Consider the following 11,047-nt stretch of genomic DNA (forward strand, 5'->3'; position numbering starts at 1 on the left):
GGTCAACTCCAGATTCCTCGCTCACACTCGGAATGACAAGTAAGTAAACTGTTTATTTCAGCACGGCAATGGTGACGCCGTCGCCACCCCGGTCAGCGTGCTCGTCGGCTACGCTGGCTACGGCGCGAGTACGGTGCAGGTAGTCGCGGGCAATCTGGCGCAGGACGCCGTTGCCGCGGCCGTGCAGGATTTTGATTTCCGGCACGCCTAGCATCACGGCATCATCCACGTAAGCCATGATTTTATTAAGCGCATCTTCGGCCCGCTCCCCGCGCAAATCGAGAGTAGTGTTGAACCCGGCCATGCGGCCCGTAATATCCAGGGTGGCGTGCTGGGCCGGGGCTTTGCGAGCGGCCGTTTTCTCCCGCTCCCGAATTTCGGAGCGGGTGAGTTTTTCCAGCTGGCTGACTTTCACAATAGTTTTCAGCCCCCCGAAACTCACCTCGGCCGTTTTGCCCTTCACGCTCATGATTTCGCCGTGGCCCTCCTGGCCCAGCAGCGCTACTTTGTCGCCGGGCTTGAGGGTGTTGGGGTCGGCCATTTCGCGGGTGGCGCGGGGCTTGGGCGGCTCAATCTGCAGCTTTTCGCGCACGAAGGTATCCAGCTTCACGCGGGCATCCTTGGTGCGCTCCTTCTCGGCCTGAGCCAGGCGGATTTCCTGGATGGTGGCCTCAATCTGCTGGTTGGTATCCTTGAGGATGAGCTTGGCCTTGGCTTTGGCGTCACGCAGCACCTCCAGCGTAGTATCGTCGAGATACTTCTTGAGGTCCTGGTATTCCTGGGCGGCTTTCTTCATGCGCCGCTCGGCCTTGGCCGCTTCGGCGGTGCGCTGCTCCAGCTCGGTTTTCTCCTTTTCGAGGCCCTCCAGCAGCCGGTCGTAGCGGATTTTATCCTTGCCCACGAGCTGAGTGGCACGCTCCACCAACTGCTTGGGCAAGCCGATTTTGCGGGCAATTTCGATGGCAAACGACGAGCCCGGCTTCCCAATTTCCAGCCGGTAGAGCGGCTGCAGCTGGTCGGGGTCGTAGCGCATGGCTCCGTTCACGATGCCGGGCGTGCGCTCCGCGTAGTTCTTGAGGTTGGTGTAGTGGGTGGTGATGACGCCGAAGGCCCGGGCCCGGTTCAGCTGCTCCAGCACGGCTTCGGCAATGGCCCCACCCAGACTAGGCTCGGTGCCGGTGCCAAACTCGTCAATCAGCACCAGACTGCGCTTGCCGGCCAGCGTTACGAACTGCTTCATACTCAGCAAGTGCGAAGAGTAGGTACTCAGGTCGTTTTCCAGGCTCTGCTCGTCGCCGATGTCGAGGAAAATCTCATCGAACATGCCCGCCTCGGAAGTTTCGCCGGCCGGAATCAGCAGGCCGCACTGCAGCATGTACTGCACCAGCCCCACCGTCTTCATACTCACCGATTTACCGCCCGCGTTGGGTCCCGAAATCAGCAGAATGCGCTGCTCGGGCGTCAGCTCAATATCCAGCGGCACCACTTCGCGGGGGTCGTCCTTGGCGTGGCTGAGGAAGGTAAGGTAGAGCAGCGGGTGGCGCACCTGCTGCCAGCGCATCATCGGGCGCGGGTTCAGCACTGGCAGCGAGGCTTCGAGGCGGCGCGCCAGCTGGGCCTTGGCCCGGATGAAGTCGAGCAATCCGAGGTACTGGTATGCCTTACGCAGATCCGGAATATGGGGGCGCAGCTGGGCCGTGAGCTGGGTGAGGATGCGCACCAGCTCACGGTGGTAGGCGTTGTCGAGGTCCTTGATGTCGTTGTTCAGCTCGAAAACTGCTTCCGGCTCAATATACACCGTCTGGCCCGTGGCCGACTCATCGTGAATCAGGCCCTTTACCCGACGCTTGTGCTCGGCAATAACCGGCAGCACCAGCCGCCCGCCCCGGATAGTGGGCTCGGAGCCCTCGGGCACCCAGCCTTCCTGGCGGGCGTGGCGCAGGATGCCGGCAATCTGCTTGCGCAGCTGCACCTGCCGGGCAATCAGCTCCTGCCGAATCTGGCGCAGCAGCGGCGAGGCATCGTCGCGCACCAAGCCTTCATCGTCCACCACTTTGTCCAGCGCGGCCAGCAGGTTACGGTCTACCTGCACGCCAATACCCAGGAGGCGCAGCGTGGGATACAGCTCTTCCTCGGCCCGGGTAAAGAACATGAGCGCCTCCCGGATGGTACGCAGGCTCATCTTGATGGCGTAAAACGCGGCCACTTCCAGATAGGAACCGGGCAGGTTGGCCCGCACCAGGTGCTGGTTTACGTCGTGGTAGTGGGCGCCGGGAAACTCGGCGCCGCTGTTGAGCAGCTGCCGGAATTCATCGGTTTGCAGGAGCAGCTTTTCCAGCTGGTCGTGCTTGGTCAGGAAGCTCATCTTGGCCACAAACTGCCGGCCCAGCGCACTCAGGCACAGGCCGTCCAGCAGCTCACGCAGCTGCGTGAAGCCAATTTTCTGCTCGAAATTCTGGGGTAAAATCAAATCGGGGAGTCTTGGAAATCGGAATGGGATGCGAAGATAAACAGTAGATGGGGCCGGAAAGATTCAGTAGCGCGAAGCCTTTGCTTCGCGTAGCAGCTATATGCAGTTGGGCGACCGTTAGCAGCGATACGCGAAGCAAAGGCTTCGCGCTACATCTCCCCTTCCACGCCCAGCCCGAACAGGGCAAAATCGTACTTCACGGGGTCCTGGGGGTCGAAGGTGAGCAGGTGGGCGGTGAGGTCTTCGGCGGCCAACCAGTCTACTTGCTTGCGCTCCAGCAGGCCCAGGCGGCGGGCCACGCGCTCCACGTGCACGTCGCAGGGGCAGATGAGGTCGGCGGGCGAGAGGCGCGTCCAGAGGCCGAAATCCACGCCGTGGGCGTCGGGGCGCACCATCCAGCGCAGGTACATGTTCACGCGCTTGCAGGCCGAGCCCCGGGCCGGGGTAGCCACGTGCTTGCGGGTGCGCTGGGGCGCATCTTCCAGGCTGAAGAACAGGTTGTGGAAGTTCTCCAGCCGCTCTTTCTGGGTGCTACCCACCAAAAAAGCGTCTTCCAGCGAATCGTGGCGGGTGTAGTACCAGCGCAGCCAGTGCACGAAGTACAGCAGGTCGGTGTCGCAGAAGGTGCGGTGGCAGAAGCCCAGCAGGCGCTTCAGGTCCTCGTCGTGGTGTTGGAGGATGAACTGGTGGGGCGCGTTATCCATGCGCTGGAGCAGCTCCCGGCACTTGTTGATGATGGTGGGCCGCCGCCCCCAGGCCAGCAAGGCCGCAAACAGCCCGCTGATTTCCACATCGGCCCGCTGCGTGAACTGGTGCGGAATGCTGATGGGGTCCAGGGTAATAAAGCCGGGCTGGTCGTAATGCCGGTACTTCTCGTCGAGCAAAGCCCGAACCTGGGCGTGGTTCATAAGGTGAAATAGTGAGGTGGTGAAATGGTGAGTTGGACGTTCTGGTTGCGCAGTTTGTGCGAATTGAACATCCAACTCACCATTTCACCACCTCACTATTTCACCGTTACGGTACGTAGTTGGTTTCGACGCGGAAGCGCTGGTCGGGGGTGGCGAGGCGCTGCACGGCCCGCTTGGAGAGGCGCACCAGGATGTTGGTGTTTTCGCCTGTATCGGGCAGCTGCCCAATTACGCGCACGTACACCGACTGCCCATTCATGATGTTTTTCACCTCCATGATGGTGCCCACCGGCGCGGTTTTGTGCAGGGCCAGGTACTTGTCGGAAGCGTCCGTCTGGATGGCCGTGGCCAGGCCGCTTTCCGACACGCGCCGCACGATTTCGCTGGCGCGGGTGGGGGCTTTCTCCCGCTCGGGGGCCGGCGTGGTGGGCGTTGGCGTGGTGGGCGTTACGGCCGGAGAGTTGGCCGAGTCGCGGGCCCGCTCCCGGGCGGCCCGTTCGCGCGCTTCCTTTTCCCGGGCTTCGCGGGCGTCCCGCTCGGCTTCCTCATCCCGCTCGGGGCGGGCCGTGGGGGCCGGGCGCGTGGCGGCCACCGGCGTGCTGGGCCGCGTTGCCGGAGCTGCTACGGCTGCGCCGGCCACAATCACCGATTCGCCCACGCGCACGTTGTAGTTGGCCGCAAAACCGTTGAGGCGGGCCAGTTCGGCGGGCGTGGTCTGGAAGCGGCGGGCAATGGCGAACAGAGTCACGCCGGGCTCTACTTTGTACACTTTGTTGCCGCGGGCATCGGTGGCCAGGGCGCGGGTAGCGGCCGGCGCGGCGGCCGTGGCTTTGGGCGCGGCCGGCTGGGTGAGCACCACCCGGTTGCGGGGTACCAGAATAACCTGTCCGGTTACCAGCGCGCCTTTCTGCCCGGAATTGGCTTCCACGATGTCCTCCACGGGCACTTTGTAGCGCCGGGCCACGCCGTAGAGCGTTTCGCCGGGGGTTACGCGGTGTTTGATGAGCAGCTTGTTACCCCGGTACTCCACGCCGATGGAGTCGGGCGGGGTAATGGGGCCGGGGGCCGCCCAGGCAGAAATACCAGTGAGAACAAACGCGGCAGTCAGCAACGGAAATCGGAACATACTAATCGGCAGACGCAAAGCGGGCGCGGAACACTATCGGTACCACATGCCCCGCTTGCATACAAGTGGCCGAAAGTTACGGATTCGGGCCGAAGCCACCGCCTTTCTATGACAGTAGCAGTAGTTACCCAGTAATTTTCGGGGAGAAATCCAGCGGCCGGGCATTCGGGCCTGTCCTAATGCCGGTTGGTCTGCGGGTTTTTCCCGTTTTTTGCGCCGCATCCCTCACTCCATTTCCTGCCTGCCATGCTTGCCATCGGTATCATTCCTGCCCGTTTTGCCTCCACCCGCCTGCCCGGCAAACCTCTTGTGGACCTGGGCAGCCAGTCGATGATTGAGCGGGTGGTGCGCCAGGCCCGGCAGTCCAGCCTGAGCCGGGTGGTAGTGGCCACCGACGACCAGCGCATTCTGGACCACGTACTCGGCTTCGGGGGCGAGGCCGTGCTGACCAGCCCCGACCACCCCAGCGGCACCGACCGGGTGCGCGACGCCTACGAGCAGCTGCAGGTGCAGGCCGACTGCATCATCAACATTCAGGGCGACGAACCCTTCATCCACCCCGCCCAGATTGACGCGCTGGTACAGCTGTTTGCCACGCCCGAGCCGCCCCAGCTGGCTACGCTGGTGAAGCCGGTGGTGAGCGAGGAGGAGCTGTTCAGCCCCCATCTGCCCAAGGTGGTGCTCAACGCCCGGGCCGAGGCACTGTATTTCAGCCGCCACCCCCTGCCCTACCAGCGCCAGCACCCGCAGGCTGAGTGGCTGCAACACCACCGCTACCTGCGCCACATTGGCCTCTACGCCTACCGCCCCGACGTGCTCCACGCTATTACCCAGCTCCCCCCCTCGCCGCTGGAGCTGGCCGAAAGCCTGGAGCAGCTGCGGTGGCTGGAAGCCGGCTACCGCATCCGAACCGCCGAAACCGAGCTGGAAACCATCGGCATCGATACGCCGGAGGATGTGGAGCGGGCGTTGCGGCACTTGCGTGAAGTAGAAGGAAAAAAGTAAAAGCCCAACCTGTCATTGCGAGCATGTGGCGCATCAAGCCAGTGTCGAAGCAATCCTTCCTTCACGAAGCGCAAAGCCCTGGAATGCGAAAAGCCCCTGACGGCCGTACTGGCGTCAGGGGCTTTTTTGTAGGTCAAGGATTCGCACCCTGAAAAGGAAGGATTGCTTCGACACTGGCTTGATGCGCCACATGCTCGCAATGACGGGCGTTGCCTTTCTACTTCGTCTCCATTAGGCTGATGGCGTAGCCGCCGCCGGGGGCGCAGAGCTGGGTCAGCTTGGTTTTGCTGGTTACCGTTTGCTTGCGGATGGCGTAAGCCTGGGGATTTTTCTCGTAGTGAGCGTTTTTGGCGTCGGCGTAGATAGTGGCCGTGTACTTTTTGCCGGGCTCCAGGAAACTCAGGTCGATTTTGGAGGTGCGGCCGTTTTCGTCGCAGGTGCTGCCGATGAACCAGCTGCTCTTGCCTTTGGCTTTGCGGGCGAAGGTGATGTAGTCGCCGGGCTCGGCTTCCAGCACTTTGGTGTCGTCCCAATCTACGGCCACGTCCTTGATGAACTGGAAGGCGTCGAGGTGCTTGTTGTAGGTTTCGGGCAGGTCGGCGGCCATTTGCAGGGGGCTGTACATGGTCACGTACAGGGCCAGCTGCCGGGCCAGGGTGCTGTGCACGAAGGAGTTGTTCTGCGGATTATAGGCGCTTACCTTGGTCTGGAAGATGCCGGGCGTGTAGTCCATCGGGCCGCCAATGAGGCGGGTGAAGGGCAGAATGGTGGTGTGGTCGGCGTTGTTGCCCCCGAACGACTCGTACTCGGTGCCGCGGGCGGCCTCATTGCCGATGAGGTTGGGGAAAGTGCGGGCCAGGCCGGTGGGGCGCACGGCCTCGTGGCCGTTCACCATGATTTTGTACTCGGCGGCCTTTTCCAGCACAAACTGGTAGTGGTTGTTCACCCACTGGTCGTAGTGGTGGTGGCCCAGGGGCACGATGTCGCCCACGTAGCCGGTTTTCACGGCGTTGTAGCCGTACTTGTTCATGAACTGAAACGCCGAGTCCAGGTGCCGCTCGTAGTTGCGCACTGAGCCCGAGGTTTCGTGGTGCATGATGATCTTAACGCCTTTGGAGGCGGCGTAGCGGTTCAGTTCCACCACATCAAAGTCCGGATACGGGGTCACGAAGTCGAACACGTAGTCCTTGTGCTTGCCGAACCAGTCTTCCCAGCCCGTGTTCCAGCCTTCCACCAGCACGGCATCAAACCCATGTTTGGCGGCGAAGTCGATGTACTCCTTCACGTGGGCCGTGTTGGCGCCGTGGGTGCCGTTAGGCTTCACGGTTTTGTAGTCGATGGAATCGAGCTTGATGTTGTCCTGGTTGGTGTACGACCACGAGCTTTTGCCCGTAATCATCTCCCACCACACGCCCACGTACTTCACCGGCTTAATCCAGCTCACGTCCTGGAATTTGGTGGGTTCGTTGAGGTTGAGCACCAGCTTGGAGAGTAGAATATCCCCGGCTTTGTCGCTCACGATGACGGTGCGCCAGGGCGAGTTGGCCGGGGTTTGAATCAGGCCTTTGTCGCCCACGGCGTCGGGCGTCAGGTGGCTTTCCAGCACCATGCTCTTATCATCCAGCTCCAGGTGCATGCAGCTGTAATCGATGAGGGCGGCCTCGTGGATGTTGATGTATAGGCCGTCCTGGCTTTTGAGCATGAGCGGCGTCTGCACGCCGGTAGGCGAAAACGTGGTCTGGGAAGCGTTGCCGGTTACGGCCGACTTCATCAGCCCGCGCACTTCCGAGAGTTTGGACGTAACGGTGCTGTACTCCTGGGTGTCGTAGTCGCCGGGTAGCCAGAAGGCCTTATGGTCGCCGGCCAAAGCAAACTGCGTGCGTTCTTCCTTGATGGTGAAGTAATCCAGCTTGGGCTGGCGCGGGAACTCGTAGCGGAAGCCCAGCCCGTCATCGAACACCCGGAACCGCACGCGCATGGTGCGCTGGGTGGCGGCCTGCGTGAGCGTCACGGCCAGCTCGTTGTAGTGGTTGCGAATGGTTTTCGACTCGCCCCACACCGGCGTCCACGTTTCGTCAAAGGAACGGGTTTGCTTGTCGGTCTGGGTGAAGCCGGTTTGCAGGCTGGTGGTGTTCTTCAGCTCCAGGCCCAGCTTGCTGGGTTTGATAACCGGCCGGCCCTTGTAGGTGAGCGAATAGGTGGGCACGCCACCCTCGGCCAGCGTGACGTTGAGCGTCAGCTGCCCGTTGGGCGACTTAACTTCCTCGGCCCGGAGCGTGCCCCAGAGCAGGCACAGCAGCCCCAGCAAGCCCAGGCGGCGGCGGGAAACAGAATTACGGAGTGGGTTCATGCGGATGAAATAGAAGTGCGTAGCGGCCCCAGCGGCCGGGAAAGAGTTATGCGTCGCAAGTTGCCACTCTCCCACTGAATCCGCTACGCTGCCGTTACCCAATTCCCCCACGGTATTGATTTTAATGACAGCGCGCCGGTCCGGCGGCTGGAAGCCGTCGGGCCGGTTGCCGCGTGCTGAGGTTGTGGCGTCGTCGTTGGTATGCTAATGTTCAGGCGTCAGCTAACGACAACCGGCCCGACGGGCTCCGCCCGCCGGACCGGCGCATCCTGCCCGGCTACCCGCCGGCTTTCTTGGCTTTGTAGCCTTTCTCCAGAAGCACGGCCAGCACTTTGTCGCGGAAGTCGCCCTGGATGATGATTTCACCGTCTTTGGCGTTACCGCCCACGGCGCACTTGGTTTTGAGCAGCTTGCCCAGCGTCTGCAGATCAGCATCCTGGCCCACGAAGCCCGTCACCAGCGTCACCTGCTTGCCGCCGCGCGACTTTTTATCCAGCTGCACGCGCAGGTTCTGCTGCTGCGGGGGCAGCGTAACGGCGGCGGGCTCGTGGGTATCCTGGTACTCAAAATCGGGGTTGGTGGAGTACACCACACCTTCCCGGCGGTTTTTATCGGCTTTCATATGGTGAAGTTGTGAAGGGTGAAATTGTGAAGGGTGAAGTTGGATAGAGTACAATTGTCAAGGGCAAACTGGTCCTGTAGCACCATTGAGAGCGACAGGTCCGCCATTCCACTCACAATTTCACCCTTCACAACTTCACCTTTATCAAACGGCTACCTCCAAGGCCAGGGGCGTCAGTTCCACTTCGAAGTCGGTGGCGTCGGTTACGTAGTCGCCATCCACGTGGAAGCCCAGGGGTTGAGCGGCGTGCACCCGGATGCGGCGGCTGGTGTGGTAAGCGGCGCTGCTGGAAGTAGCCAGGGTGCCCAGGGCCAGCCCCACCCCTACCCGCACGGCCCGCAGCATGGGCAGCGCATCAATCAGGCACACATCCAGCAACCCATCCTGAATGTTGGCCTGAGGGGCTATGTAGGCGTTGTTGCCGTACTGGGCGGCGTTGGCGAAGGCCAGCACGTAGCAGTGTGTATCCACGAGCACCTGGTTTTCCAGCTCCATCTGCACGGGCGTGGGGCGGTAGCGGCGGTACTCGCGCAATGCTACCTTCACGTAGGTGCTCAGCCCGCGGGTGCCGGCCTGGGCAAACAGCTTGCTCACGTGGGCATCAAACCCCAACCCCGCCGTGCAGAAAAACCAGTGCCCGTTAATCCGGCCCGCATCCATGCGCTGAAACGTGGGCTGACACACGCGGCGCACAGCTCCCGGCAAATCCAGCGGCAGGCGCAGGTGGCGGGCCAGGCCGTTGCCAGAGCCCCGCGGCACAATACCCAGCGCCGCCTCAGTGCCCAGCAGACCCCGGGCCACTTCGTTCACGGTACCATCACCGCCCACGGCCACCACTACCCGGCAACCCACTACCGCCGCCTCACGGGCTAGCTCAGTAGCGTGGCCGGCGCGCTGGGTTAGCTGAATCTCGAAGTCGGCCCCGGCGGCCGTGGCGTAGCGCGTGAGCAGCGCGGGCACATCCTGGGTGCGGTTGGTGCCGGAAGTGGGGTTCAGGATAAAGCAGATGCGCACGGGCGGGGAAATGGTGATGTGGTGAAATGGTGAGTTAAGCACTCAAACGTGTTCCTAAGCATCTGGAAAGCCAAGGCGCTTCCCTCAGGCCGCAAAATACAAGCCGCCTGCCCGGTTTCCCGAACAGGCGGCTTTTTACTTTACGCAAAAGTCTGAAGACTTAGCCGTTCATTTTCTCGCCCAGTTTCTGGATGAGGTCGGCGGTGCGGGTGCTGTAGCCGGTTTCGTTGTCGTACCAGCCTACCACTTTCACCAGCGTACCGTTGGCCGAAGTCAGCTCCGAGTCGAAAATGCACGAGTGGGGGTTACCCACGATGTCGATGCTCACGATGGGGTCGGTGGTGTACTCCAGGATGCCTTTCAGCGGGCCCTCAGCGGCAGCCTTCACGGCGGCGTTGATTTCCTCCTTGGTTACTTCCCGCTTCAGAATTACGGTCAGGTCCGTGGTCGAGCCATCTGGAATGGGCACGCGCATGGCAATACCGTCCAGTTTGCCCTTCAGCTGGGGCAGCACCAGGCCAACAGCCTTGGCAGCACCCGTGCTAGTGGGGATGATGCTGTAAGCAGCGGCGCGGGCGCGGCGCAGGTCTTTGTGAGGCGCGTCCTGCAGGTTCTGGTCGGAAGTGTAGGCGTGCACCGTGGTGATGTAGCCTTTCTCGATACCGAAAGCATCATCCAGCACCTTGGCCATGGGGGCCAGGCAGTTGGTGGTGCACGAAGCGTTGGAGAGAATGGTTTCTGAGCCAGTCAGAATGTCTTCGTTCACGCCCAGTACTACCGTGGGAATGTTGCCGGTAGCGGGAGCCGAAATAACAACCTTTTTAGCACCCGCGGTGAGGTGCTGACCAGCGCCAGCCTCGTCTACGAAGCGGCCGGTCGATTCCAGCACTACGTCAACGCCCATGTCGCCCCAGGGCAGCAGTTTGGGGTCACGCTCAGCCAAGGCAGCAATGCGCTTGCCGTTTACGGTCAGGCTTTCCTCGTCGTAGGCTACGGTGCCGTCGAAGCGGCCGTGTACGGAGTCGTACTTCAGCAGGTGCGCCAGCGTTTTGTTATCCGTCAGGTCGTTGATAGCCACGACTTCTACGTTCTCGCGCTGGAGTAGCGCCTTGAACGTGAGCCGGCCGATGCGGCCGAAGCCGTTGATGGCAACTTTGATTTTAGCCATAGTGGATTGGGGAAATGGGAGGTTTATCGGTCCGGGAGGGCCGGGTGAAAACGCGGAGCGAAGGTAACGGGCTGGGGGTACTTCGCCAAATCAAACCACAACTCCCTGCCGTAGCCGGGGTTTTTGGCAGGTCCTTTCGCCCCTTCCCTGCTGCCGGCTTTCGGAAAGGCAAAAAATTTTTGCCTGAAAATCAGCTTATTTACCCGAAACGAGGATTCTTTTTCAAAACCAGGTATTGCGCCGAATGTTCGGCTGTCTATCTTTGCATCACCAAAACGGAACACGCTCCGGCTTTGGGTATTTGGTCCGTTCGTCTAGGGGTTAGGACAGTAGATTTTCATTCTACCAACAGGGGTTCGATTCCCCTACGGACTACTCGAAGCC

9 protein-coding genes and 1 tRNA gene are annotated in these 11,047 nt (G+C 61.5%); 2 read left to right on the forward strand and 8 right to left on the reverse strand.

Features of this window, described 5'->3' with window-relative positions; translation table 11 throughout:
* Window positions 1-52 precede the first annotated feature (52 nt).
* From ROI90_RS08065 to ROI90_RS08075, 3 genes are all read right to left on the reverse strand, one after another.
* The gene (locus tag ROI90_RS08065; protein ID WP_315997821.1) at window positions 53-2,470 is read right to left on the reverse strand and encodes an endonuclease MutS2; all 2,418 of its coding nucleotides are present in this window, start codon (window positions 2,468-2,470) and stop codon (window positions 53-55) included.
* Window positions 2,471-2,619: 149 nt separating this feature from the next.
* Window positions 2,620-3,378 (reverse strand): TIGR02757 family protein, encoded by a 759-nt coding sequence (locus ROI90_RS08070; RefSeq protein WP_315997822.1) that lies wholly within the window; start codon window positions 3,376-3,378, stop codon window positions 2,620-2,622.
* A 106-nt stretch (window positions 3,379-3,484) separates the two neighbouring features.
* A complete protein-coding gene (locus tag ROI90_RS08075) occupies window positions 3,485-4,504 on the reverse strand; it encodes a LysM peptidoglycan-binding domain-containing protein (RefSeq protein ID WP_315997823.1) in 1,020 nt (339 codons plus the stop codon).
* Window positions 4,505-4,750: 246 nt separating this feature from the next.
* Between ROI90_RS08075 and kdsB the strand changes: the two genes are divergently transcribed.
* Window positions 4,751-5,509 (forward strand): 3-deoxy-manno-octulosonate cytidylyltransferase, encoded by a 759-nt coding sequence (gene kdsB, locus ROI90_RS08080; RefSeq protein WP_315997824.1) that lies wholly within the window; start codon window positions 4,751-4,753, stop codon window positions 5,507-5,509.
* Between the two features lie 217 nt (window positions 5,510-5,726).
* On the opposite strand, the gene ROI90_RS08085 is transcribed toward kdsB, so the two are convergent.
* From ROI90_RS08085 to ROI90_RS08105, 5 genes are all read right to left on the reverse strand, one after another.
* Window positions 5,727-7,859, reverse strand: coding sequence for a glycoside hydrolase family 97 protein (locus ROI90_RS08085; protein WP_315997825.1), 2,133 nt, complete (start codon window positions 7,857-7,859; stop codon window positions 5,727-5,729).
* A 277-nt stretch (window positions 7,860-8,136) separates the two neighbouring features.
* Window positions 8,137-8,481: a translation initiation factor gene (locus ROI90_RS08090; protein ID WP_315997826.1), complete on the reverse strand. Its 345-nt coding sequence runs from the start codon at window positions 8,479-8,481 to the stop codon at window positions 8,137-8,139.
* 144 nt (window positions 8,482-8,625) lie between these two features.
* A complete protein-coding gene (locus tag ROI90_RS08095) occupies window positions 8,626-9,495 on the reverse strand; it encodes a diacylglycerol/lipid kinase family protein (protein ID WP_315997827.1) in 870 nt (289 codons plus the stop codon).
* Window positions 9,496-9,655: 160 nt separating this feature from the next.
* Window positions 9,656-10,663: a type I glyceraldehyde-3-phosphate dehydrogenase gene (gene gap / locus ROI90_RS08100; RefSeq protein ID WP_315997828.1), complete on the reverse strand. Its 1,008-nt coding sequence runs from the start codon at window positions 10,661-10,663 to the stop codon at window positions 9,656-9,658.
* Between the two features lie 23 nt (window positions 10,664-10,686).
* The gene (locus tag ROI90_RS08105) at window positions 10,687-10,947 is read right to left on the reverse strand and encodes a hypothetical protein (RefSeq protein ID WP_315997829.1); all 261 of its coding nucleotides are present in this window, start codon (window positions 10,945-10,947) and stop codon (window positions 10,687-10,689) included.
* 19 nt (window positions 10,948-10,966) lie between these two features.
* Between ROI90_RS08105 and ROI90_RS08110 the strand changes: the two genes are divergently transcribed.
* Window positions 10,967-11,038, forward strand: a tRNA-Glu gene (locus tag ROI90_RS08110).
* The last annotated feature ends 9 nt before the right edge of the window (window positions 11,039-11,047 follow it).

It is taken from the genome of Hymenobacter endophyticus, assembly GCF_032464715.1.
Lineage (GTDB): Bacteria > Bacteroidota > Bacteroidia > Cytophagales > Hymenobacteraceae > Hymenobacter > Hymenobacter endophyticus.

What these genes read in the sequence shown, in the direction of transcription:
- ROI90_RS08070 (WP_315997822.1), bottom strand. Translation starts at nt 3,378, where the DNA reads ATGAACCACGCCCAGGTTCGGGCTTTGCTCGACGAGAAGTACCGGCAT.
- ROI90_RS08075 (WP_315997823.1), bottom strand. Translation starts at nt 4,504, where the DNA reads ATGTTCCGATTTCCGTTGCTGACTGCCGCGTTTGTTCTCACTGGTATT.
- kdsB (WP_315997824.1), top strand. Translation starts at nt 4,751, where the DNA reads ATGCTTGCCATCGGTATCATTCCTGCCCGTTTTGCCTCCACCCGCCTG.
- ROI90_RS08085 (WP_315997825.1), bottom strand. Translation starts at nt 7,859, where the DNA reads ATGAACCCACTCCGTAATTCTGTTTCCCGCCGCCGCCTGGGCTTGCTG.
- ROI90_RS08090 (WP_315997826.1), bottom strand. Translation starts at nt 8,481, where the DNA reads ATGAAAGCCGATAAAAACCGCCGGGAAGGTGTGGTGTACTCCACCAAC.
- gap (WP_315997828.1), bottom strand. Translation starts at nt 10,663, where the DNA reads ATGGCTAAAATCAAAGTTGCCATCAACGGCTTCGGCCGCATCGGCCGG.